Source organism: Pandoraea cepalis, from assembly GCF_902459665.1.
In the GTDB taxonomy this organism is placed as follows: Bacteria; Pseudomonadota; Gammaproteobacteria; order Burkholderiales; family Burkholderiaceae; genus Pandoraea; species Pandoraea cepalis.
In genome coordinates, this window is sequence record NZ_CABPSL010000005.1 from 143,621 (window position 1) to 167,304 (window position 23,684).

General features: G+C 64.2%; 25 protein-coding genes. 9 read left to right on the forward strand and 16 right to left on the reverse strand.

Annotation, left to right across the window (positions count from 1 at the left end; genetic code table 11):
* Positions 1-29: 29 nt before the first annotated feature.
* The 3 genes from prfB to lysS all read left to right on the forward strand — a co-directional run bounded on the left by prfB (position 30) and on the right by lysS (position 3,178).
* A protein-coding gene (gene prfB, locus PCE31106_RS09135; protein ID WP_174975058.1) for a peptide chain release factor 2 occupies positions 30-1,134 on the forward strand; the annotation gives its coding sequence in 2 pieces (ribosomal slippage) (positions 30-101 and positions 103-1,134; 1,104 coding nt in all).
* Between the two features lie 3 nt (positions 1,135-1,137).
* Positions 1,138-1,617: an Ivy family c-type lysozyme inhibitor gene (locus tag PCE31106_RS09140; RefSeq protein WP_017234973.1), complete on the forward strand. Its 480-nt coding sequence runs from the start codon at positions 1,138-1,140 to the stop codon at positions 1,615-1,617.
* 16 nt (positions 1,618-1,633) lie between these two features.
* The gene (gene lysS, locus PCE31106_RS09145) at positions 1,634-3,178 is read left to right on the forward strand and encodes a lysine--tRNA ligase (protein WP_150563066.1); all 1,545 of its coding nucleotides are present in this window, start codon (positions 1,634-1,636) and stop codon (positions 3,176-3,178) included.
* 23 nt (positions 3,179-3,201) lie between these two features.
* Here the strand turns inward: lysS and PCE31106_RS09150 are convergent, their stop codons facing one another.
* On the reverse strand, positions 3,202-3,804 hold the full coding sequence (locus PCE31106_RS09150; RefSeq protein WP_130025556.1) for a DUF1444 domain-containing protein: 603 nt from the start codon (positions 3,802-3,804) through the stop codon (positions 3,202-3,204).
* Between the two features lie 328 nt (positions 3,805-4,132).
* Between PCE31106_RS09150 and PCE31106_RS09155 the strand changes: the two genes are divergently transcribed.
* Entirely contained in the window at positions 4,133-4,840 is a 708-nt protein-coding gene (locus PCE31106_RS09155) for a glycine zipper 2TM domain-containing protein (RefSeq protein WP_150563067.1), read from the forward strand.
* Positions 4,841-4,961: 121 nt separating this feature from the next.
* Here the strand turns inward: PCE31106_RS09155 and iscX are convergent, their stop codons facing one another.
* The 12 genes from iscX to uvrB form a co-directional block, all read right to left on the reverse strand.
* The gene (gene iscX / locus PCE31106_RS09160; protein WP_017234969.1) at positions 4,962-5,153 is read right to left on the reverse strand and encodes a Fe-S cluster assembly protein IscX; all 192 of its coding nucleotides are present in this window, start codon (positions 5,151-5,153) and stop codon (positions 4,962-4,964) included.
* 53 nt (positions 5,154-5,206) lie between these two features.
* Positions 5,207-5,548 (reverse strand): ISC system 2Fe-2S type ferredoxin, encoded by a 342-nt coding sequence (gene fdx, locus PCE31106_RS09165; RefSeq protein ID WP_017234968.1) that lies wholly within the window; start codon positions 5,546-5,548, stop codon positions 5,207-5,209.
* Positions 5,549-5,571: 23 nt separating this feature from the next.
* Positions 5,572-7,449, reverse strand: a complete 1,878-nt coding sequence (hscA, locus tag PCE31106_RS09170; RefSeq protein ID WP_150563068.1) for a Fe-S protein assembly chaperone HscA — start codon at positions 7,447-7,449, stop codon at positions 5,572-5,574.
* A gap of 86 nt (positions 7,450-7,535) precedes the next feature.
* A complete protein-coding gene (hscB, locus tag PCE31106_RS09175; protein ID WP_017234966.1) occupies positions 7,536-8,066 on the reverse strand; it encodes a Fe-S protein assembly co-chaperone HscB in 531 nt (176 codons plus the stop codon).
* A 198-nt stretch (positions 8,067-8,264) separates the two neighbouring features.
* Positions 8,265-8,510, reverse strand: a complete 246-nt coding sequence (locus tag PCE31106_RS09180; protein WP_150563069.1) for a DUF3565 domain-containing protein — start codon at positions 8,508-8,510, stop codon at positions 8,265-8,267.
* On the reverse strand, positions 8,476-8,799 hold the full coding sequence (gene iscA, locus PCE31106_RS09185; RefSeq protein WP_017234965.1) for an iron-sulfur cluster assembly protein IscA: 324 nt from the start codon (positions 8,797-8,799) through the stop codon (positions 8,476-8,478). Before iscA ends, PCE31106_RS09180 begins: the two co-directional genes overlap by 35 nt.
* A gap of 31 nt (positions 8,800-8,830) precedes the next feature.
* Entirely contained in the window at positions 8,831-9,238 is a 408-nt protein-coding gene (gene iscU, locus PCE31106_RS09190; protein ID WP_017234964.1) for a Fe-S cluster assembly scaffold IscU, read from the reverse strand.
* 18 nt (positions 9,239-9,256) lie between these two features.
* Entirely contained in the window at positions 9,257-10,480 is a 1,224-nt protein-coding gene (locus PCE31106_RS09195; RefSeq protein ID WP_017234963.1) for an IscS subfamily cysteine desulfurase, read from the reverse strand.
* Positions 10,481-10,510: 30 nt separating this feature from the next.
* A complete protein-coding gene (gene iscR / locus PCE31106_RS09200) occupies positions 10,511-11,038 on the reverse strand; it encodes a Fe-S cluster assembly transcriptional regulator IscR (protein ID WP_017234962.1) in 528 nt (175 codons plus the stop codon).
* A 116-nt stretch (positions 11,039-11,154) separates the two neighbouring features.
* Complete coding sequence (locus tag PCE31106_RS09205) at positions 11,155-13,263, reverse strand: site-specific recombinase (protein ID WP_150563070.1); 2,109 nt, start codon at positions 13,261-13,263, stop codon at positions 11,155-11,157.
* Between the two features lie 78 nt (positions 13,264-13,341).
* Positions 13,342-13,818 carry a low molecular weight protein-tyrosine-phosphatase gene (locus PCE31106_RS09210; protein WP_174975061.1) on the reverse strand — a complete coding sequence of 159 codons (477 nt, stop codon included), beginning with the start codon at positions 13,816-13,818 and terminating at the stop codon, positions 13,342-13,344.
* Positions 13,815-15,902: an excinuclease ABC subunit UvrB gene (gene uvrB / locus PCE31106_RS09215; protein WP_017234937.1), complete on the reverse strand. Its 2,088-nt coding sequence runs from the start codon at positions 15,900-15,902 to the stop codon at positions 13,815-13,817. Before uvrB ends, PCE31106_RS09210 begins: the two co-directional genes overlap by 4 nt.
* Before the next feature lie 319 nt (positions 15,903-16,221).
* Here uvrB and PCE31106_RS09220 point away from each other — a divergent pair, with 319 nt between their 5' ends.
* Together PCE31106_RS09220 and PCE31106_RS09225 are read left to right on the forward strand one after the other, a co-directional pair.
* Positions 16,222-17,421 (forward strand): amino acid aminotransferase, encoded by a 1,200-nt coding sequence (locus PCE31106_RS09220; protein ID WP_130025547.1) that lies wholly within the window; start codon positions 16,222-16,224, stop codon positions 17,419-17,421.
* 218 nt (positions 17,422-17,639) lie between these two features.
* Positions 17,640-18,881 carry a polyhydroxyalkanoate depolymerase gene (locus tag PCE31106_RS09225; protein ID WP_051060260.1) on the forward strand — a complete coding sequence of 414 codons (1,242 nt, stop codon included), beginning with the start codon at positions 17,640-17,642 and terminating at the stop codon, positions 18,879-18,881.
* A 107-nt stretch (positions 18,882-18,988) separates the two neighbouring features.
* On the opposite strand, the gene PCE31106_RS09230 is transcribed toward PCE31106_RS09225, so the two are convergent.
* Positions 18,989-19,627 (reverse strand): TetR/AcrR family transcriptional regulator, encoded by a 639-nt coding sequence (locus PCE31106_RS09230; protein WP_017234934.1) that lies wholly within the window; start codon positions 19,625-19,627, stop codon positions 18,989-18,991.
* Between the two features lie 104 nt (positions 19,628-19,731).
* Between PCE31106_RS09230 and rsxB the strand changes: the two genes are divergently transcribed.
* Complete coding sequence (gene rsxB, locus PCE31106_RS09235; protein ID WP_150563071.1) at positions 19,732-20,625, forward strand: electron transport complex subunit RsxB; 894 nt, start codon at positions 19,732-19,734, stop codon at positions 20,623-20,625.
* A 65-nt stretch (positions 20,626-20,690) separates the two neighbouring features.
* Complete coding sequence (gene nth, locus PCE31106_RS09240) at positions 20,691-21,335, forward strand: endonuclease III (RefSeq protein ID WP_017234932.1); 645 nt, start codon at positions 20,691-20,693, stop codon at positions 21,333-21,335.
* Between the two features lie 130 nt (positions 21,336-21,465).
* On the opposite strand, the gene PCE31106_RS09245 is transcribed toward nth, so the two are convergent.
* Complete coding sequence (locus tag PCE31106_RS09245) at positions 21,466-22,059, reverse strand: malonic semialdehyde reductase (protein WP_017234931.1); 594 nt, start codon at positions 22,057-22,059, stop codon at positions 21,466-21,468.
* A 91-nt stretch (positions 22,060-22,150) separates the two neighbouring features.
* Positions 22,151-23,047 (reverse strand): DMT family transporter, encoded by an 897-nt coding sequence (locus PCE31106_RS09250; protein ID WP_150563121.1) that lies wholly within the window; start codon positions 23,045-23,047, stop codon positions 22,151-22,153.
* A gap of 203 nt (positions 23,048-23,250) precedes the next feature.
* On the opposite strand from PCE31106_RS09250, the gene PCE31106_RS09255 reads away from it, so the two are divergent.
* Positions 23,251-23,682 carry a DUF1841 family protein gene (locus tag PCE31106_RS09255; RefSeq protein WP_017234930.1) on the forward strand — a complete coding sequence of 144 codons (432 nt, stop codon included), beginning with the start codon at positions 23,251-23,253 and terminating at the stop codon, positions 23,680-23,682.
* Positions 23,683-23,684 lie beyond the last annotated feature (2 nt).

Here is a 23,684-nt window from a genome sequence, read left to right on the forward strand (position 1 = left end):
TTTCCCCGAATTCGCCCCTGTCAAAGCTCATGGAAGCCGAACGCCTAAACGCACTTGAATCCCTGCTCGCCGACCTGCGCACCCGCGTTGGCGAGCTCAGGGGGTATCTTTGACTTCGATGTCAAGCAAGCTCGCCTGATTGAAGTCAACAAAGAACTCGAAGACCCCAACATCTGGAACGATTCCAAGCGTGCTCAGGCACTGGGCAAGGAAAAGAAGGCGCTCGACAGCATCGTCAGCAACCTGACCGAACTCGACGCCAGCCTTTCCGATACGCAGGAACTGTTCGAAATGTCGCGCGACGAGGGCGATGAAGACTCGTTGCTGGCGCTTGAGCATGACACGCAGGGTCTCGCCGCTCGTGTGGGCGAGATGGAGTTCCGCCGGATGTTCAACACCCCGGCCGACCCGAACAACTGCTTCATCGATATCCAGGCCGGCGCCGGCGGCACCGAGGCCAACGACTGGGCCGGCATGCTGCTGCGCCAATATCTGCGCTACTGCGAACGCAAGGGCTTCAAGGCCGAAGTGCTCGAAGTGTCGGACGGCGATGTCGCGGGCATCAAGAGCGCCTCGCTGAAGGTCACCGGCGACTACGCTTACGGCTATCTGCGTACGGAAACCGGCGTGCATCGTTTGGTGCGCAAGTCGCCGTTCGACTCGTCGGGCGGTCGCCATACGTCGTTCGCCAGCCTGTTCGTGTACCCGGAAGTGGATGATTCGATCGACATCGAAATCAATCCGGCCGACGTGCGTACCGACACGTATCGCGCCTCCGGTGCAGGCGGCCAGCACATCAACAAGACCGATTCCGCCGTTCGCCTCACACACATCCCGACCGGCATTGTCGTCGCCTGCCAGAACGACCGTTCGCAGCACCGCAACCGCGCTGAAGCGTGGGACATGCTCCGCTCGCGCCTGTTCGAACATGAAATGCGCAAGCGTCGTGCCGAGCAGGACAAGCTGGAGTCGAGCAAGACCGATGTGGGCTGGGGCCATCAGATTCGCTCGTACGTGCTCGACCAGTCACGCGTCAAGGACCTGCGCACCGGCGTGGAAACCGGTAATACCGGCAAGGTACTCGACGGCGACCTGGACGACTTCATCTCCGCGAGTCTCAAGCAGGGAGTGTAAGGAATGGCGTTTGTCCGCACGCTAGCCGTGTGGGGGGTGAGCGCGCTGTGTCTGCAGTGCGCCGCCGTTGCTGCCCCGGCCAGTACACCGGGCGCACCGGGAGCCAATCCCGAGACGGGACCGTACCTGCATGAATTGCTCAAGCGCCCGGACTTCTCGGGGGCCTATGCGCGCATCACCACGCCACGCAACGTTCCCGCGTGGGTGCGTCAGGGTGGCACGTCGACGCCGTCGCAACGCGTGAGCGTCGCCGGCAAGCCCTGGTTGCTGGTGCAGAGCTGCAAGCCGCACGATTGCCCGAGCGAGTATGTCCACATTTTGTATGAGCCGCGCTCACAGGCGATCGCGGCGCTGTTCGTGCGGGACCCGAGTGCGGCGGCCAATGCCGGACCGCATCAGGACCGCACCGAATTGATCTGGCTGGGCACGCCCGACGGCTTGCTCAAGAATGCCCTGCTGCACACGCTGCGTTTTACCGAATAACTTCATCGCTCGCACCATGACCGATCACAATACTCCGGCCCACACGGGCACCCCGGCGGGCGACCTGCCGCACGACGACAACAAGCTCATCGCGGAGCGTCGCGAGAAACTGCAGGCGCTGCGTGCCAACGGCGTGGCGTTCCCGAACGACTTCCGTCCCGAACAGCACGCCGGCGACCTGCAGGCGCGCTATCAGGACGTGGACAACGAGGTGCTCGAAGCCGATCCCGTCCCCGTGTCGGTGGCCGGTCGCATGATGCTCAAGCGCGTGATGGGCAAGGCCGCCTTCGCCACCGTGCAGGACGGCAGCGGTCAGATCCAGTTCTTCATCGGCCGCGACGACGTCGGCGCCGATGCCATGACCGCCTTCAAGGGCTGGGACATCGGCGATATCGTCGCCGCGACCGGCACGCTGTTCCGCACGCGCACAGGCGAACTGTCGGTCAAGGTGAAGGCACTGCGTCTGCTCGCCAAGGCGCTGCGCCCGCTGCCGGACAAGTTCCACGGCCTGTCCGACCAGGAGACGAAGTACCGTCAGCGCTACGTCGACCTGATCACCTCGCCCGAGACGCGCAGCACGTTCCGCGCCCGCGCGAAGGCCATCGCGTCGATGCGCAAGTACATGACGGACGCCGACTTCATGGAAGTCGAAACGCCGATGCTGCACCCGATTCCGGGCGGCGCCGCGGCCAAGCCGTTCATCACGCACCACAACGCGCTCGACATGCAGATGTATCTGCGTATCGCGCCGGAGCTGTATCTGAAGCGCCTGATCGTTGGCGGCTTCGAGCGTGTGTTCGAGATCAACCGTAACTTCCGCAATGAAGGCGTGTCGCCGCGCCACAACCCGGAATTCACGATGATGGAGTTCTACGCGGCCTACACGGATTACCGTTGGCTGATGGACTTCACCGAAGCGCTGATCCGCAACGCCGCACTCGACGCGCGCGGCACCGCGACCATCGAGTACCAGGGCCGCGAACTCGATTTGTCCAAGCCGTTCCACCGCCTGACGATCGTCGAAGCGATTCGCAAGTACGCGCCCGAGTTCACCGAAGCGCAACTGGCCGACATCGAATTCGTGCGTGGCGCGCTGGGCAAGTATGGCGTGAAGGTCGATGCGCCGCAGTTCAAGAACGCGGGCCTCGGTGCGCTGCAACTGGCCCTGTTCGAAGAGACGGCCGAGAGCCAGTTGTGGGAGCCGACTTTCATCGTCGACTATCCGGTGGAAGTCTCGCCGCTCGCGCGCGAGTCCGATACCGTGCCAGGCATCACCGAGCGCTTCGAACTGTTCATCACGGGCCGCGAGATCGCCAACGGCTTCTCCGAGTTGAACGACCCGGAAGATCAGGCCGCACGCTTTCGTGCGCAGGTCGAGCAGAAGGACGCGGGCGACGAAGAGGCCATGTATTACGACGCCGATTACATTCGCGCGCTCGAGTACGGCATGCCCCCGACGGGCGGCTGCGGCATCGGCATCGACCGTCTGATCATGCTGCTCACCGACAGTCCGAACATTCGCGACGTGCTGCTCTTCCCGCACCTGCGCCGCGAAGACTGAGTCGCTTGGAACGGTTGGAGCGCTTAGAAGGCCGGAACGCCGCGATAGGCGGACGGCCACTCCCCATCGAGCCGCAACCAGGTGCGCGCGATGGGGAGAATCGCACCGCTCGCCGCCCCTTCCACCAATTGCCGTAACGCCAGCGACGACAGCGTTTTGGCATCGGTCGGAAACGCGAGAAGCAATGTGCGATTGACGGGGACGGCCGCAAAGTCCGTCACCTCGAAATGCTCGACCATCGACTGGTAGAGATTGCCCAGCACCAGGCCGCCAGCCGGTGCCATCCAATTGCCGCGACAGCCGGCAATCGGCGTGCCGTCGTCAAGTCGCGCAATGCCGAACTCGAAATGCCCCGCCTTCCATGCGCGCGCGAGATTCGACGCGGCTTGCGCAAATGCCGCCTCGAACGTCAGACCGGCCGCGCGCAAATCCTCGCCCTGCAGCCGGCGTAGTCCAGCCGTGCCATCGAGCACGAGCGTCACGAAAACGTCGTCCGAAAACGGTTCGCTGACCTCCCCTTGCGGATCGTGGACGTCGACCCACGCGCGTTGTACCACGTACGGATAGAGGTGCGCGTGGCTTGCGGCGTCGAGCGGGGTATCCAGCGGCGGCAGCGTATCGATCATGGCGTTGGGACGAATCGGCAAGAAGGACGTTGACGGACAATGCGTGCCATTATGCGCGCGGCGCGACTTGTTTCAATTGTGATGACAACCGCGTACGATGACGGCGAAGCGCCCCGTCAACCGAGAAAAAACTTCATATTTTTCAATGAATTAGCAGTCAGTCGAAGGGCACTCGCCTGGGACTGCCGCGATGCACATCTTACATCGCGTTACAAAATGAAACGGATGCCGGGCCTGCCATGACGGAGACTTTTCTCATGCGAAGCCTCCCGTGCCTGTCAGCACGAAGAATGGGGTTCGCGACAACCGCACGATGGAGAAAAACCACATGAATAACGAACTTCAACCGCGCCGCATGCATCCGCTGGTCGCTGCCGCAGCCGGCAGTATCGTGGTCGTCAGCCTGCTCGGCGTTGCCGCCATCACGGGCGTGCTCCCTGTCGCCAAAAGCACCGACGGCCCCGCAACGACCGTCGATCATTCGCAGTACGCGCTGACGTCGGCCCAACAGCCGTCTTCGAACGCGATGCGCAGCTCGCAGGTGACGGAGCAGCCGACCCAGCAGCAGGCCCAGCAGACGCAATACGCGCCGCAGCAAGCTCAGTACGCGCCGCAGCGGGCGCCGGCACAACGGGCGCCGGCGCCTCAGCCGTCATATGCCCAATCCTCGGCCGCCCCCGCACAGCGTCAGGCGGCGACATGCTCGACGTGCGGCACGGTGCAGTCGGTGGAACCGATCAGCACGCAAGGTCAGGCCTCGGGCCTGGGCGCCGTCGGCGGTGCCGTTGCTGGCGGCCTGCTCGGCAACCAGTTTGGCGCGGGTAACGGCCGCACCGCGATGACCGTGGTCGGCGCGCTGGGCGGCGGTCTGGCCGGCAACGAAGTCGAGAAGCGCGTTCGCTCCGAAACCGTGTATCGCGTGTACGTGCGCATGGATACCGGCAAGACGCGCTACTGGACCTATCAGTCCGCCCCTGGCGTGCAGCCGGGGGATCGCGTGCGGCTCGAAAACAACGGGCTGGTGCGCGCGGGCTAAGGGCGTGGGATCCGCGTGACCCCGTTCGTGCCGCAACGGATCTCGCGTTAACGCAAAAGCCGCTCGTCATGAGCGGCTTTTGTATTTGCGGCAGCGTCGCGCGCCCTGCGCGATCGTCGGGTCAGACCTCGTCGATCCACGCCATCTGAATCGCTTCGAGCACCTTCTCACCGGCACGGTCAGGCGCGTCGTCAAAGCCGTCGAGAGCCATCACCCACTGATGCAGGTCGGTAAAGCGCACGTATTGCGGGTCGATGTCGGGATGCGCCTCGGTAAGCGCAATCGCGATGTCCTGAATGTCGGTCCATTTCATGGGCAGGGTCCTCTTCTTCTGACGTGTCGCCACGCAACGCCAAACGGCGTCGATCAGTGGCTTTCCTTGGCGTGATTGATCGTGTACTTCGGAATCTCGACGACCAGATCGGTGTCGGCGGGCATCTTCGTCTGGCACGACAGGCGCGATGTCGGCTCCAGGCCCCAGGCTTTGTCGAGCAGATCCTCTTCCTCGTCTTCGGCCGGCTCCAACGCCTCGAAACCCTCGCGCACGATCACGTGGCACGTGGTGCACGCGCACGACAACTCGCACGCGTGTTCGATTTCAATGCCGTTGTCCAACAACGCTCTGCACACGGTGGTGCCGGTCGGAACGTCCAGCACCGCGCCCTCGGGGCACAGCTCGACGTGAGGCAATACAACAATTTGAGGCATGGCTTTGGCTTTCCGTGTGTGTCTTACAGTTTGTCGATGTCCGCCACGCGCCGGCCGGCCAGCGCCGCGCGGATGCTCTTGTCCATGCGGCGCGCGGCAAACGCGTCGGTCGCATGCGAGAGCGTTTCGGTCGCCGTCTTGATGGCAATCTGATCGTCGCCGGACGCCTTCTGACGCAACTCGGCCAGCAAGCCGTCGATCTGTGCGCGCTCGTCGGCGTCGAGCAGTTCCGGGTCCGCCTGCAAGGCGCTGTCGATCGCGACCAGCAGACGCTCGGCTTCCACTTGCTGCTCGCGCAGCGCACGGGCGCGCATATCCGCTTCGGCCGAACCGAAGCTGTCTTGCAGCATGCGCGAGATATCGTCGTCCGCCAGACCGTACGACGGCTTGACCTCGATAGCGGCCGCCACGCCCGAGTGCAACTCCTGGGCGGAGACGGAGAGCAGCCCATCGGCGTCGACCTGATACGTCACGCGAATACGTGCCGCGCCGGCCGTCATCGGCGGAATGCCGCGCAATTCGAACCGGGCCAGCGAACGGCAATCGGACGCCAGCTCACGCTCGCCTTGCAGCACGTGAACGGCCATCGCCGTCTGTCCGTCCTTGAACGTGGTGAATTCCTGCGCACGCGCCACGGGAATCGTGGCGTTACGCGGAATGATCTTCTCGACGAGGCCGCCCATCGTCTCGACACCGAGCGACAGCGGAATCACGTCGAGCAGCAGCCAGTCGTCACCTTCCGCCTGATTGCCGGCCAGCAGATTCGCCTGCACGGCAGCGCCGAGCGCCACCACCTGATCCGGATCGAGATCGATCAGCGGTTCGCGTCCGAAGAAGGTCGCGACCGCGGCACGCACTTGCGGCATGCGCGTGGCGCCGCCGACGAGCACGACACCCTTGACGTCGTCCGGGCCCATGCCGGCGTCGCGCAGCGCCTTGCGCATCGGGCCGATCGTGCGTTGCACGAGCGGCGCGCCCAGCGCCGTGAATTGGTCGCGCGTGAGCGTCAGCGCGACGTTGCGCTCGCCAGACAGCGTCAGGGCGATCGTCGTTTGCGCGGCGTCGGTCAACGCTTCCTTGGCGGTGCGCGCGTGATCGAGCAATCCGCGCACATCCTCAGGCGTGAGCGAAGCCGCGTCGAGACCGGCCTCCGCCACCGCCCAGCGGAAGATCGCCTGATCGAAGTCGTCGCCGCCAAGCGCGGAATCGCCGCCCGCCGCGAGCACTTCGAACACGCCCTTCGTCAGTCGCAGAATCGAGATGTCGAACGTGCCGCCACCCAGGTCGTAGACCGCGTAAAGGCCTTCGGCCGCATTGTCGAGACCGTAGGCGATCGCGGCCGCCGTGGGCTCATTGAGCAGACGCAACACATTCAGGCCGGCCAGACGCGCGGCGTCCTTGGTGGCCTGACGCTGCGCGTCGTCGAAGTACGCGGGCACGGTGATCACGGCGCCCACCAGATCGTCGCCGAGCGTGTCTTCGGCGCGCTGACGCAACGTGGCGAGAATTTCGGCAGACACTTCCACCGGGCTCTTGACGCCGCCGGCCGTCGTCATCTGCACCATGCCCGGCGCGTCGACGAAATCGTACGGCGCGTTGTCGGCATGGGCAACATCGGCCAGACCCCGGCCCATGAATCGCTTGACCGAGACGATGGTGTTGCGCGGATCGCTGGCGGCAGCCGCACGGGCGTCGTAGCCGATCTGGGTACGGGGACCGCCCAGATAGCGCACGACGGACGGCAGCAGCACGCGGCCCTGTTCGTCCGGGAGCACTTCGGCCACCCCGCTACGTACAGAGGCCACGAGCGAATGCGTCGTGCCCAGGTCGATGCCCACGGCGAGTCGCCGCTGATGCGGCGCGGGGGACATGCCGGGTTCGGAAATTTGCAGAAGGGCCATGACTTTGCAATGCGGGCGGCGCGCTCGCGCGGCCGCCCTGTTCTCAAGCAGTTCTCAATGACATGTGACGGCGCCGCACCGGGCCGTCACGCGTTTTCCAGCATTTCGATGCGCTGCGCGATGTCTTCGTCGGCGCGCGCAATGAACATCAGTTGCCGCACGGCTTCGGCGGCCGGTTGCCAGGCCTGGCTTTCGAGCCAGTCGCCCAACTTGGCGAGCCGCACGCGACGATCCTCGCGCAACGATTTGGCAAGGGTTTCCAGAGCGCCGATATTGCGCGCGTCCACGGCGTCGTCGATGGCTTCGCGCCACTCCATCTGCTGCATCAGGAAATCGGGGGCCATCGCGGTGTTGTTCTCCGCGCCCACATCGATGCCCTGCAGCGTGAGCAGATACGTCGCGCGTTGCAGCGGGTCGCGCAGCGTGCGGTAGGCGGCGTTCGCCTGCGCGGCCCATTGCATGGCCACGCGGCGCTCGGCATCGCTCGCACTCGCGAATCGATCTGGATGCACGCGCGATTGCACGGCTCGGTAGGCCGCGTCGAGCGCGTCTGCGTCGAGCGCAAAGCGCTGCGGCAGATCGAACAGCGTGAAGTAGTTGTCAGTCAATGCACTCATCGCGCACTCATCATCCATCCAGGGCGCCCATGCGAGGGGACGTCGCGCCATGCGCGCCATGCCACCCACCGTCGGCCCGTAAAAAAAGCGGCTCGCGCCGCCTGGTTGCCTACGCTGCTGCTTCGGCGCCGAACCGTCCGAAGGTTCGGCGACCTATTTCGCTGCCATGGCGAGCGCCGCCGGGCGAGGCCCACCGCCTCACGCATCGGGCGGCTCGCCGCGCTCACATTTGCGGCAGCGCAACCGGCTACCGAGCATCGCGTCGCGGCCTGCCGCGCTTTGCGTCCATGTCCGGATCTGCCACGGGGGAAGATGCCGGACATGTTGCCCATGCCCGCACGCCAAACGCGCGACCCATTGGCCTTCGTCGTCCTGCCGGAACCCGACGATCTCGCGCAACGGCGCAGTGTCAGATCCGGAACGACTCGCCGCAGCCGCACTCATCCTTGACGTTCGGATTGTTGAAGCGAAACCCTTCGTTCAAGCCTTCGCGCGCGAAGTCCAGCTCGGTGCCATCGATATACGGCAGACTCTTCGGATCGACGATCACCTTCACGCCGTGGCTCTCGAAGACCGTGTCCTCGCCCGCCACGTCGTCGGCGTATTCCAGCTTGTAGGCCAGGCCCGAGCAGCCGGTCGTCTTCACGCCCAGCCGCAGGCCCACGCCCTTGCCGCGCCGCGTCAGATAACGCGAAACGTGCTGCGCGGCCTTCTCGGTCAATGTAATGGCCATGGTTGCCTGATTCCTTTATCCGTCGTACCGCTTACGCAGCCTTGGCCGGCTCGGCCGTCTGGCCGTGCTTCTGCTTGTAGTCGGCCACGGCCGCCTTGATGGCGTCTTCGGCCAGAATCGAGCAGTGAATCTTCACCGGCGGCAGCGCCAGCTCCTGCGCGATCTGGGTGTTCTTGATATCGAGCGCCTGATCGAGCGTCTTGCCCTTGACCCACTCGGTGACCAGCGACGACGACGCAATCGCCGAGCCGCAGCCGTAGGTCTTGAACTTGGCGTCTTCGATCACGCCGGCTTCGTTCACGCGAATCTGCAGCTTCATCACGTCGCCGCACGCCGGTGCGCCGACCATGCCCGTGCCAACGGCGTCATCGCCCTTTTCGAACGAACCGACGTTGCGCGGGTTTTCGTAGTGATCCAGAACTTCCTTGCTGTAAGACATGGCTAACTCCTTGAATGCTCAGTGTGCGGCCCACTGGATCGAATTCAGATCGACCCCGTCCTTGTACATTTCCCACAGCGGCGACAGATCGCGCAGCTTGCCGATCTTGGCCTTGAGCAGATCGACCACATAGTCGACTTCCTGCTCGGTCGTGAAACGACCCACCGTGAAGCGAATCGAGCTGTGCGCCAGTTCGTCGTTGCGACCCAGCGCACGCAACACGTACGACGGCTCCAGCGAGGCCGACGTGCACGCCGAGCCCGACGACACCGCAACGTCCTTGATCGCCATGATCAGCGACTCGCCTTCGACAAAATTGAAGCTGATGTTCAGGTTGTGCGGCACACGCTTTTCCATGTCGCCGTTCACATACACTTCTTCCATTTCCGTCAGACCGCGCAGCAGACGATCGCGCAGCATGCGCACGCGCTCGTTCTCCGTCGCCATCTCTTCACGCGCCAGACGGAACGCCTCGCCCATGCCCACGATCTGGTGCGTGGCGAGCGTGCCCGAACGCATGCCGCGTTCGTGACCGCCGCCGTGAATCTGTGCCTCGATGCGCACACGCGGCTTGCGACGCACGTACAGCGCGCCGATGCCCTTCGGGCCATAAGTCTTGTGCGCCGAGAACGACATCAGGTCGACCTTCAGTTTGGCCAGGTCGATGGGCATCTTGCCCGTTGCCTGTGCGGCGTCGACGTGGAAGATGATGCCCTTCTCGCGGCAGATCTCTCCGAGCGTCTCGATGTCCTGGATCACGCCGATTTCGTTGTTCACGGCCATGATCGACACGAGAATCGTGTCCGGACGCAGCGCGGCCTTGAAGACGTCGAGATCGAGCAGACCGTCGTCCTTGACATCCAGATACGTGACTTCGAAGCCTTCGCGCTCCAGCTCGCGCGTTGTGTCGAGCACGGCCTTGTGTTCGGTCTTCACCGTGACGAGGTGCTTGCCCTTGCCTTGGTAGAAGTGCGCCGCGCCCTTGATGGCGAGGTTGTTCGACTCGGTGGCGCCCGACGTCCAGACGATCTCGCGCGGATCGGCGTTCACCAGCTTGGCGACTTCCTCGCGTGCCTCTTCCACGGCCTGCTCGGCAGCCCAGCCGAACGAGTGGCTGCGCGATGCCGGGTTGCCGAACTGCTCGCGCAGGTACGGCAACATCTTGTCCACGACGCGCGGGTCAATCGGCGTCGTGGCGCTGTAATCCATGTAAATGGGGAGGTTGAGGGTGTCGTTTTTCATGGGTGCTCCAGGATCGTGCCGTGGCGCCAGTTAAGAACGGGCCATATCGAAGACCGAATTGGGAATGCGCGTGGCAATGGTCTGGCTGGGTGTGCCGGACTCGCGCGTGTCGTGCAGCACGGCCTGTTGGGCCTGCTTGCTGCGCTGCTGCTCGACGAGGTCGCGCAGCGAAACCGAATCGAGATACTCGACCATCTTCTGGTTGAGCGTTGCCCACAGCTCGTGCGTCATGCAGTGGCCGCGATGGCCGTCCTGGCCCTTCTCGCAATTGCCCTTGCTGCCGCACTGCGTGGCGTCGAGCGGTTCGTCGACCGCGATGATGATGTCCGCGACCGTCACCTCTTCCGCGCGACGCGCCAGACTGTATCCGCCGCCCGGCCCACGCACGCTCTCCACGATCTCGTGGCGGCGCAGCTTGCCGAACAACTGTTCCAGGTAAGAGAGGGAAATCCGTTGACGCTGACTAATGCCCGCAAGCGTCACGGGACCCGCGTCCTGGCGCATGGCCAGGTCGATCATCGCCGTGACGGCGAAACGGCCTTTCGTGGTAAGTCTCATGAGGATGCAGGGGATTAATCTCGACTATTTTCGTCAAGTATAAATTCCCTACGAAATCAGTCAAGTACTTCTGGCCCATTTTTTGCAAAAGTTCCGTCGTCCATTTGGGAAATTTGCTAATTTTCGGGACGCGCGTTCGCCTGGGGGGCGCGCAGAGGGAACAGCAGCACCAGCGGATTGCGTAGCACGGCGCGCCAGAGGGCACGGTGAATGTGCCGGCGGTCGCCCATTGGCAGGGGACGCGATCTGAGCGCCATATGGAATGCTAACGCGAAACTCACACCGACGTTGAGCAGCGCCATCGACCCGACACCGGCAACGGCCAGCCAGAGCGCCGGATCGCGCAGCACCGGCATGCCCAGCACGCCGATCGACGTCGCGATCGCGCCGGTCGACAGCGTGACGTGGCGCACCTCGAACGGCAGTGCGAACGCCGTCAGCACCGCCGGCACGAGACCCAGCATGAAGCCGAGCGTCAGATTCCCGAGCACCGGCGCAATGTGACGGCGGCACGCGTCTGCCAGCCGCGCCGCCCCGTTCCGTCCGAAGACGAAGCGCAGTCGTCGGTTGTAGGCCAGCACATCCCCGATGCCGTGCAGCGCAAACCAATTGTCGGCCCAGCCTGAAATCAGACTGGAGAACCACAACAGCACCGCCGTCATGGCCGCGAACAGCGGCGTGATACCCAATATCGAGAACGAATTCAGCGTCGCATGGGCTTTTTCGGGTGGAATCGTGTTCATGCCAAGCGCCGCCGACACTGTCCATTGCACCAGCAGGCAGAACGGGAACACCACCGCCAGGTTGCCGAAGATAGCGGCCGCTTGCGTACGCACGAGAGCGATGACCTCGCCCACGAAGGCGTCCATACCGGCGGGCGTGTCGACATCGTCGAGCTTGCGGGCGATGGCCGGCGCGGTCATGGCCGGCTGCTTGGTCGCGAGCGTGAAATGGCAGAAGTGCATGAACAGGAAGCAGAGCGCGTAGTTGGCCCCGGCGAGGAAGCCTTCGACGACCGTCGGCAGGTGCGCGCTCGCAATCAGGAACTTGACGTAGACAGTGACTACCGTCACCAGCCCGCCGCCACACGCCATCTTCAGCATGGTGAAGTACTCGCTGCGATTGCGGGCGATGTAATGCTCGCCCGTTTCGGCGCTGCGCTCGACGACCTTGCGCGCCAACAGCCCGAACGACGTGCGCGCCAATTCGCCCACGCTCTGGCTCGCCCGGTTCGCGCGCACCAGATCGGCGAGGAGTTGCACCCGCGCGACGGCGCGATCGCCGCTCTCGCCGTGCGTCAGCCAGGCTTCGAGCAGACGCTCGAGCCGACGGATCCGCGCCTTGGTGCGTTCGACCTGAAACACGATGTCCACGCTCACGCCGTTTTCGTCCAGATGGGCATAGACCTGACGCGCCGCGCGCGCGCAGTCGTCGATCAGCGCGCGGAATACATTGATCTGCTGCACGAAGTGCTGCGACGGCGGCGCACCATGGGCGAACGCCTGCCCAGCCGATTCGAGCGCCTGCATGGCGCGTCCGATCTGGTAGAACGGCGATTCGGTGGCGCGCGGATACGCCAGGCGCGAGCGCACCGCCTGCGACAGCCCGGTCGACCCAATCTGGTCGACGAGGTGGTGCATCGCGACGAGCAAGTCTTCGCCGAAAGGGTTCCAGTCGGTGTTGTCATCCTCGTCCTCGCCTTCATGCAAGAGCGCGATGAGGTCGGCCAGCAATGCCGGCGGCATGGCGGCGATCCAGTCGGCGGCGTCGCCATCGGGAAACATCAGCGAGCACAGTGCCGAGAGATCGCGCCGCGTCGGCGGGGGCGGAATCAGCGCCTTCTCGACGCGCTCGACCAGCGCCCCCCAAAACCCCGGGCGCACCGGCATGCCGGTATCGCACAGCAGCGAAATGGCGTCGCTCTCGGCAACGACGCTGCGCAGCGTGCGCGCCACGGGGAGTCGCCATGCGGGGTTTCGCTCGAGCATCTGGAGCAGATAGCGCAGCCGCGTGTGCGGGCGATAGCGCGCCGCCTCCCCTTCCCCGCGCGCCTCGTTGACGAGGGCGCCGCGCTTTTGCACCCAGTGCGCCAATTCGATCAGCCATTGGTTGCGGACTGCCAGCGGCGCAGACGGATCGGCGTGCGCAAGCAGTTCGTCGAGCTGATGGCCGGCGTGACGCGAGGCACGCCATTTACGCCAGTACGAAGTGAGCGAAGTGAGCATCGATGGGAGACGAGGTGAAGGGGGAGGAGAAAAGCACAGTACTACAGGACAGACCGCGCAACGCAACGTCGCCGACGCTCAGAGGTGCGTTTCCAGATGGGCGAGCAGGCCGTCGAGCCCGTCTTCGATGTAGTCGAGCACCGTCTCGAAGCCCTTTGCACCGCCGTAATACGGATCAGGCACTTCGGTGGCGTCGTGCCGCGTGGCAAAGTCCATCAGACGCACGATCTTGTGACGATACTCAGCCGGACAGCGCGCCACGAGTTCGGCGACGTTGGCGTCGTCCATCGCCACGATCCATTCGAAGCGCACGAAGTCATCGGCATCGACGCGGCGCGCACGCAGCGCGCTCAGGTCGTAGCCTCGCCGCTCGGCAGCGGCCTGCGTGCGTTCGTCGGGCGCGTGACCGAGGTGATAACTGTGCGTGCCCGCCGAATCGACGGCGATCACGTCGGTGAGCCCAGCGGTGGCCAGCCGGTGACGAAAGATGCCGTCGGCGCTGGGGGAGCGGCAAATGTTGCCCATGCAGACGAAGAGAACGGAGGTCGTTTTCATGCCTTCGGCCCCAACTCCGCCTCGCTCGCCCCATCGGTGCCGAAGACCAGTGCCTTGACGTGCAACAACTGGTCGCGCGCCTTGGCGGCCTTCTCGAACTCCAGGTTGCGCGCATGCTCCTGCATCTGCTTTTCGAGCTTCTTGATCTCGCGCGCCAGCTGCTTTTCCGACATGTCCTGGTAGTGCGCCTGCTCCTTGGCTTCGGCCAGTTCCGCCTTGGCGCCCTGCGGGTCGTAGACACCGTCGATGATGTCCTTGATGCGCTTCTTCACCCCCTGCGGCACGATGCCGTGTGCCTCGTTGTGCGCCATCTGCTTGGCACGGCGACGCTCCGTCTCCCCGATCGCGCGCGTCATCGAATCGGTCATCTTGTCGCCATAGAGGATGGCCGTTCCATTGACGTTACGCGCCGCCCGCCCGATCGTCTGAATCAATGACCGCTCGGAACGCAGGAACCCCTCCTTGTCCGCATCGAGTATCGCCACCAGCGACACCTCCGGAATATCCAGCCCCTCGCGCAGCAAGTTGATCCCGACCAGCACGTCGAACGCGCCCAGACGCAGATCACGAATGATCTCCACGCGCTCGACCGTATCGATGTCGCTGTGCAGATAGCGAACCTTCACCCCGTTATCCGACAGATAATCGGTGAGCTGCTCTGACATGCGCTTGGTGAGCGTGGTCACGAGCACGCGCTCGCCCACGGCCACGCGCTTGTTGATCTCACTCAGCACATCGTCGACCTGTGTCTGCGCCGGACGCACGATGATGATCGGGTCGATCAAGCCGGTCGGACGCACCACCTGCTCCACCACCTGCCCGGTGCGCTTTGCCTCGTAATCGGCCGGGGTCGCCGACACGAAGATGGCCTGACGCATCTTGCGCTCATATTCGGCAAACTTGAGCGGACGGTTGTCGAGCGCCGACGGCAGCCGGAAGCCGTAGTTGACGAGGTTCTCCTTGCGCGCCCGGTCGCCGTTGTACATGCCGTTGAACTGCCCGATGAGGACGTGCGATTCGTCGAGGAACATCAACGCATCGGGCGGCAGGTAGTCGACGAGGGTCGGCGGCGGCTCGCCCGGCGCCGCGCCGGACAGATGCCTCGAATAGTTCTCGATGCCCTTGCAAAAGCCCAGCTCCTGCAACATCTCCAGATCGAAACGGGTGCGCTGCTCAAGGCGCTGCGCCTCGACCAGCTTGCCTTCCTTGTAGAAGAAGTCGAGGCGCTCGCGCAGTTCGTCCTTGATCGTCTCGATGGCGCGCAGCACCGTATCGCGCGGCGTCACGTAGTGAGAGGACGGGTACACCGTGAAGCGCGGCACTTTCTGCCGCACGCGCCCCGTGAGCGGATCGAACAGTTGCAGCGTATCGACTTCGTCGTCGAACAGGTCCACGCGCAACGCCAGTTCGGCGTGTTCCGCCGGGAAGATGTCGATGGTGTCGCCGCGCACCCGGAATGTGCCGCGACCGAAGTCGGTCTCGTTGCGGGTGTACTGCATGGCGATCAGGCGCGCGATGATCTCGCGCTGCCCCAGCTTGTCGCCCTGCCGAATCGTCAGAATCATCCGATGGTATTCGCTCGGATTGCCGATACCGTAAATCGCCGAGACCGTCGCCACGATGACCACGTCGCGCCGCTCCAGCAGGCTCTTCGTTGCCGAGAGACGCATCTGCTCGATGTGTTCGTTGACGGACGAATCCTTCTCAATGAAGAGATCGCGCTGCGGAACGTAGGCTTCCGGCTGGTAATAGTCGTAGTACGAGACGAAGTACTCCACCGCATTTCGCGGGAAGAACTCGCGGAATTCCGAGTAGAGCTGCGCGGCGAGGGTCTTGTTCGGTGCGAACACAATGGCCGGCCGCCCAAGCCGCGCCAAGACGTTCGCCATGGTGAACGTCTTGCCGGAGCCGGTGACGCCGAGCAAGGTCTGGAAGGCGAGCCCGTCCTCCACGCCCTCGGTCAACTGAGCGATAGCCGCCGGCTGATCGCCGGCCGCGGCAAATGGGCAGTAGAGCTGATAAGGCGAATCCGGAAACGTCAGGAACTTGCTTTCGTCGAGATCGTTGTCTGCCGCAGGAGTCATGGCGAGGGCGCAAGCGTGAGGGACGTAATCCGGCATTTTAGCGCGTCGGACGATTCCCTGAGGCCCATGGGTGACAACCTATCCGACTGCGACGCGAGGCTGGGGCGACGATGTCGCCTCCTGACGCATGGCACGTCAATGTCGTCAATTTCTGGCAATACGTGGCAGTTTTCGTGTCAAAGGGAGGCGATTTCGCGCGCGCACGCCTGTGTTTCCCACAAGCGTGGGGAATCTTCGTTAAAATGTCGCGTTGAGCTGATCGCGCGTCTGATACCGCCGACCCGCCGCGTTTTCCTACTACCTGCCTCGAGCCGTCGAAATGACCCTGTTCTCCGCTGTCGAACTCGCCCCGCGCGACCCCATCCTTGGCCTGAACGAAGCCTACAACGCCGATCACCGCACCGAGAAGGTGAACCTGGGCGTGGGCGTGTATTTCAACGCGGAAGGCAAGCTCCCCCTGCTCAAGGCCGTGAAGGCCGCCGAAGAACAACGCGTGGCCGCCGGTCTGCCGCGCGGCTACCTGCCGATCGAAGGCATTGCCGCCTACGACAAGGCCGTGCAGGAAATGCTGTTCGGCAAGGAATCGCCCGTGCTGGCCGAAGGCCGCGTGGTCACCGCGCAAGCCCTGGGCGGCACCGGCGCCCTCAAGATCGGCGCTGACTTCCTCAAGCAACTGAACCCGAATGCCACCGTCGCCATCAGCGATCCGAGCTGGGAAAACCACCGCGCGCTGTTCAGCCAAGCCGGCTTCAACGTCGTCTCGTACCCGTACTACGACGCCGACTCGCATGGCGTGAATCTGGCGGGCATGCTCGACATGCTCGGCAAGGAACCCGAAGGCACCATCGTCGTACTGCACGCCTGCTGTCACAACCCGACCGGCGTCGACCTGTCGATGGACCAGTGGGCACAAGTCGTCGAGGTCGTGAAGGCTCGCAAACTGGTGCCGTTCCTCGACATCGCCTATCAAGGTTTCGGTGACGGCATCGATGCCGACGCCGCCGTGGTGCGCCTGTTCGCCTCCACCGGCCTGGACTTCTTCGTGTCCAGCTCGTTCTCGAAGTCGTTCTCGCTGTACGGTGAACGCGTGGGTGCCCTGTCGATCGTGACGGGCAGCAAGGACGAATCGGCCCGTGTGCTCTCGCAACTCAAGCGCGTGATCCGCACCAACTACTCGAACCCGCCGACGCATGGCGGCTCGGTCGTCGCCGCCGTGCTGGGCAGCCCCGAGCTGCGCGCGCTGTGGGAAGAGGAACTGGCCGAAATGCGTGAGCGCATCCGCGCGATGCGTCTCGCCCTGGTCGAGAAGCTGCGTGCGCATGGCGTGGAACGCGATTTCTCGTTCGTGATCAAACAACGCGGCATGTTCTCGTACTCGGGCCTCACCGCCGACCAGGTCGAACGCCTGCGTGAAGAGTTCGGCATCTATGCCGTGAGCACGGGCCGTATCTGCGTGGCCGCGCTCAACGACAAGAACATCGACCGCGTCGCCTCGGCCATCGCCCAAGTGCTGCGCTGAGCCCATCCGGCATCGTCGAAGTCGAAGCCCGCCACCCGGCGGGCTTTTTTTGCACCCCAATTTGTTGCAGCGCAGCAACGATAATTGAAAACAATTGTCAGAATAGTCAAAAACTATCGCAATGATGCAGAAATGCCATATATCAGGGTTATGCTGCGTTGCACAGCCGCGATAAACGGTTGCATAATTCGCTCACCATCCGCCTCTGGGCACACAACATGCTGTATCAGATTCACGAATACAACCGTGCGTGGTTGAACCCCCTGACCACCTGGGCCAAGGCAGCGGCGACCACGTTCGTCAATCCGGGCAGCCCGTTGGCCATGATGCCGGGCGCGCCCCGCATCGCCGCGGGATACGAGTTGCTCTACCGGCTCGGCAAGGATTACGAAAAGCCCGAATTCAATATCAAGGCCGTCGAAGTCGGCGGTCACAATATTCCGGTCGTGGAAGTCACCGCGATGGAAAAGCCGTTCTGCCGCCTGCTGCGCTTCAAGCGGTACGCCGACGACGCCAGTGCCGTCGGGCAGCTCAAGGACGACCCGGTCGTGCTCGTGGTCGCGCCGCTCTCCGGCCACCACGCCACGCTGCTGCGCGACACCGTCAAAACGCTGCTCAAGGACCATAAGGTCTACATCACCGACTGGATCGATGCGCGCATGGTGCCGCTCGAAGCCGGCGCGTTCCATCTTGACGACTACGTCGCGTACATCCAGGCGTTCATTCGCCACATCGGCGCGGAGAACCTGCACGTCATTTCGGTGTGCCAACCCACCGTGCCGGTGCTCGGCGCCATCTCGCTCATGGCATCGAACGGCGAAACGACGCCCAAGACCATGACGATGATGGGCGGCCCGATCGACGCGAGCAAGAGTCCGACGTCGGTCAACTCGCTGGCGACGAACAAGTCGTACGAGTGGTTCGAGAATCACGTGATCCATCCGGTGCCCGCCAATTATCCGGGCTCGGGCCGGCTGGTCTATCCGGGCTTCCTTCAGCACGCCGGGTTCGTGGCGATGAACCCTGACCGTCACCTGACGTCGCACTGGGATTTCTATCTGGACCTGGTACGCGGCGACAACGACGACGCCGACTCGCATCGTCGCTTCTACGACGAGTACAACGCGGTGCTCGACATGGCTGCCGAGTACTACCTCGACACGATCAAGACCGTTTTCCAGGACTTCAGCCTCGCGCGCGGTACGTGGGACGTGGCTGGCCAGCGGGTTCGTCCGCAGGACATCAAGACCACGGCGCTCTTCACCATCGAAGGCGAGCTGGACGACATTTCGGGCAGCGGACAGACCCAGGCCGCGCATGAGCTGTGCATCGGCATCCCCGCCAAACGGCGGGCGCATTTTACCGCCCCGGCTTGCGGCCATTACGGCATTTTCTCGGGCAGTCGTTGGCGCAACGTGATTTATCCGCAGATTCGCGACTTCATCGCCAAGCACGCCTGAACCTTCACCGGTTCGCCGAGCGGCCATGACAAAACCGCCGCGGGGCTTCGGCCCTCGCGGCGGTTTTGTTTTGACGAGCCTACGGCAAGCGCCACATGCTCAATCGGTCATCGCGTACGCAATGAATCCAGCAGCATTTGCGTATTGAAGGACGAATACGACGTGCGCGCGTCGCCGGCCATGAAATCGCGCCCCATCACGATGGACAGCGTGTGGCGGTTCGACATCACGTAGTAGCCCATCGCCGAGATCGTCACGTACAGATCGACCGGATCGACGCCCGGCCGGATTTCGCCGCTGGCTTCGCCGCGCTTGAGCGTCTGCGCGAGCAGCTCGACAATCGGTGAGACCTGTTGGCGAATCTCGGTCGACTGACGCATCGACTTCGCGTCGTGCAGATTCTCGTTGTTGATGAGCCGAATCAGTTCCGGATGGTCGGCGTAATAGTCCCACACGAAGTGGGCCAGTTCGGCCACGGCGTCGAGCGGCGCCAGCACATCCAGCCTGAGCGCGTGTTCGGCGCGATTGAATTCGCCATAGACCTCCTCGAGCACCGCCAGATAGAGCTGGTCCTTGTTGCCGAAGTAGTAATACAACATGCGCTCGTTGATGTCGGCTCGGCGTGCAATGCTGTCCACGCGCGCACCGCTTGAACCCCGCTCCGCAAACTCCTCGATCGCCGCAGCAAGAATGCGCTGACGCGTGCGTTCGGGGTCGCGTTTGATCTTGGTTTGAGGTGTAGTCATGATCGGCCGGTCGTTCTCATCGGGCGGAATTATGGCACATCGGTTTCAGTGTTTCCGGAAAATGCAGGATAATTCGACTTTCCGCCGAATCCCCCTCAAACGACGTGTCCGAAGTTAGCGCGCTCGCGCAGCGCATCGATGCCCTTTTGCCCCAGACGCAGTGCACCAAGTGCGGTTACGCCGGGTGCCGCCCGTATGCCGATGCCATCGCCAGCGGTCAGGCCAGCTACAACCAGTGCCCGCCCGGCGGCGCCGAGGGCGTGGCGCGTCTGGCCAAGCTGCTGGATCGCCCCATCATCGCGCTGAATCCGGACAACGGCGCAGAGCGTCCCCGGCCGCGCGCGGTCATCGACGAATCGCTGTGTATCGGTTGCACGCTCTGCCTGCAGGCCTGCCCGGTCGACGCCATTATCGGCGCTGCCAAACTGATGCACACCGTGATCGAGGACCGTTGCACCGGCTGCGATCTCTGCGTGCCGCCCTGCCCCGTCGACTGCATCGACATGGTGCCGGTCACCGGCGAGCGCACCGGCTGGGACGCCTGGTCGCAAACGCAAGCCGACGACGCGCGCTCGCATTTCGAGGTGAATCAGGCCCGTCTCGCGAAGGATCGGGCGGCGCGGGAAGCGCGGCTGGCCGCGCGCGCGGCGCGGGTTGCCCCCGCAGCGCCCGGCACGCCTTCGGCGCCCGCCTCCGGGCAAGAGGTGTCGCCGGTAGCGCAAACGGGCGACGTGGCGCCGGCGCCGTCCCCCGTAGCCGATGAAGCCGCTGCGGCGGCGGCTCGCAAGCAGGCCATCATTCAAGCGGCTTTGGCGCGCGCGAGAGAGAAAAAGGCCGCGCTGGCGGCCGAAGGCCTCGCGCCGAAGAACACCACGCACGTTTCGGCCGCCGTGCAGGCACAGATCGACGAAGCGGAAGCCCGTCGCAAACGCCTGGGCCTCAGCCCAGACGACGATGCGGCCCCCTCGGGGGCCGACAGCACCCCGCAAAAGGTCTAGGCGGGCAGCCGCACACACCGTCACCTGATAACAAGACAGACGCTCCAACCCACGCGCCACCCGCCATGAACGACGCCAAACGACGCGCCCTGTTCGAAACGTTGCAGCAACTGAATCCGCATCCGACGACGGAGCTGGAGTACACGTCGCCATTCGAGTTGTTGATCGCCGTGCTGCTTTCGGCCCAGGCGACCGACGTCTCCGTCAACAAGGCCACACGCAAGCTCTACGCGGTGGCCAACACCCCGGCGAAGATGCTTGCGCTGGGCGAGGCCGGGGTTGCCGATTACATCAAGACAATCGGGCTGTACCGCACCAAGGCCAAGAACGTCATCGCCACCTGCCAGTTGCTGCTCGACGCGCACGGCGGCGAAGTGCCCCGCTCGCGCGAAGCGCTCGAAACGCTGCCGGGCGTCGGTCGCAAGACGGCCAATGTGGTGCTCAATACCGCGTTTGGCGAAGACACCATTGCCGTCGATACGCACATCTTCCGCGTGGCGAACCGCACGGGTCTCGCACCTGGCAAGGATCCGCTGGCCGTGGAACTGGCGCTGGAGCGCGTCATCCCGCGCGAGTTCAAGCACGATGCCCACCACTGGCTCATTTTGCACGGCCGCTATGTGTGCAAGGCGCGCAAGCCGGAATGCTGGCATTGCGCCATCGAGCCGTTGTGCGACTTCCGTCCCAAGACTCCCGCGCCGAAGGGCTGACCGGCGCTTCCCCGGCAACGCCGTCGCAATCGACGCAGACGACACAAACGACAACGGGCGGTCCCGACATCGGGACCGCCCGTTTGTTCTGTACGCGCCGAAAATGCGCGCGGCGCGCGACAAATCCTGCTTAGATGATGCGCGCCGCCTCGTCGAACGACAAGCGCGGATTGCGCGGGAACAGCTTGCCGTGATCGCCGTAGCCCAGATTGCAGATGAAATTCACACGCCACTCGGTACCGCCGAAGAAGGTGTCGTTGACCTTCTGTGCGTCGAAACCGGCCATCGGGCCGCAGTCGAGGCCCAGCGCGCGGGCGGCGAGGATGAAGTAGCCGCCTTGCAGCGAGCTGTTCATGTGCGCGGCACCGGCAGCCTTGGCGGGGTCGCCCGAGAACATCGGCACCATCTTGTCGGCCCCGTTCGGGAACAGCTTGGGCAGGTGCTCGTAGAACTTCAGGTCGTACGCGATGATGGCCGTCACGGGCGCCGTGCGGGTCTTGTCCACGTTGCCCGGCGCCATGCATTCAAGCAGCTTGTTCTTCGCTTCCGGGCTCTTCACGAAGACCACGCGCGCGGGCGTAGTGTTGGCCGACGTCGGGCCCCATTTGACGAGGTCGTACAGCTCACGCAGCGTTTCATCGCTGACCGTTTTGTCTAGCCACACATTGTGCGTGCGGGCATCGGTGAATAGTTGGGCGATGGCTTCTTTGGCGATGATGCTCATGACAATGGACCTCGGGAGATGAGTGGCGAATGACCGGCGATTGTACCGTTGCCGCGCGACACGCGCTGACGTAGCAAAAATGCCCGCGACATCAGGGGGTTGCGGCGGCGCCACGCGCCGACAGCCAGACCACGCCCGCCAGAATCAGCACGCCGCCGCCCAGCTGTGCCGCCGTGAGCGTTTCGCCCAGCAGCATGGCCGCGAGCAGCACCGTGACGACCGGCTCCAGCGTCGAGAGCATGGAGGCGCGTCCCGCCCCCAGTCGTTGCAAACCAGCGAAGAAGGTCAGAATGGCGACGACCGTCGAACACACGGCAATGGCCGCGAGCGCCGCCCAGCCCCCGGCGCCTGCGGGCCATTGCAGCGGCAGCCCTTGCGTGGTTCGCACCGCCGCCATCGCCCCGAAGGAAACGGTGGCCGCCAGGCAGACGAGCGTTGCCGTGGCGCGGGCATCGACACCGCGTGTCAACCGCGCGCCGATCACGATGTAGCCCGAATAGATCAACGCCGCCGCCACGGCCAGCGCCATGCCCAGCGGCTGCCCCTGCCCACCCCCGACGGTGAGCGCCGTGCCCAGCGAGCAGAGCGCGAGCGCGCCGAGCGTCACGGGCGTGAGGCGTTCATGGAGGAAAATGGCCGCCAAAATCGTCACAAAGACCGGGTAGAGATAGAGCAGTAGCGCGACGAGCGACGCCTGCGCATATTGCAGCGCGCCGAAATAGCAAAGCGACTGGCCGACGTAGCCGATGCCGCCCATCAGCGCAATGCCGAGCGCCTGACGGCGCGACGGGAAGCGCACCCGCTGCAACCGACACCAGGCCAGCAGCAGGACCGCGGCGACGAAAAAGCGAAACAGCAGCATCGCGAAGATGTCCGCGCCAGACGCCGCCGCGGCCCGCGCGAAGATGGCCATGGCGCCGAACGCGGACGCCGACACGGCGATCAGCGCGACGCCGGTCCAGGCCGAGGGACGGGGGGCCTGCGGCATGACGGCGGCGTTGCCGGTGGGCGCGTGCGCGCGAGGGCTTTGCGACATGACTGGATAAATTGAGCGACAATACGGCGAGATTTTCAGGCGTTGGCGGCGCGTTTCCCCTACGCCTGGCACGATGCACGGCAGCGATCGATCCGCCATTGTAGTCAAGGGGCGGCGCGCCGCAAGCGGCGACATCAGAACCCCACGGAGTCCCCATGTTCAATCCGAGCCGCGATGAAGTCCGGCAATTCTTCTGCACCACCTGGCAAAAGCAGCGCAGCGGCAGCATTCTCACGCCGCTCGAGACCATGGCCGCCGACTGGATCCAAGCCCATCCCGAGTATCACGATGCGCTGTCCGACACCGAAGACGCCAACGAGCGCGACTACTCGCCCGAGGCCGGGCAGACCAACCCGTTCCTGCATCTGTCGATGCACCTGGCGATCAGCGAGCAGGTCTCGATCGACCAGCCGCCGGGCATTCGTGCCGCCTACGAGAAACTGAGCCAACGGCTCGATTCGCCCCATGAGGCGCAGCACCGCATCATGGAGTGCCTGGGACAAACGCTCTGGGAAGCCCAACGCAGCGGCCAGCCGCCCGACTCGGACGCCTACCTGCAGCGCATCGAGCAGCAAGCGTCGCGCTGAGC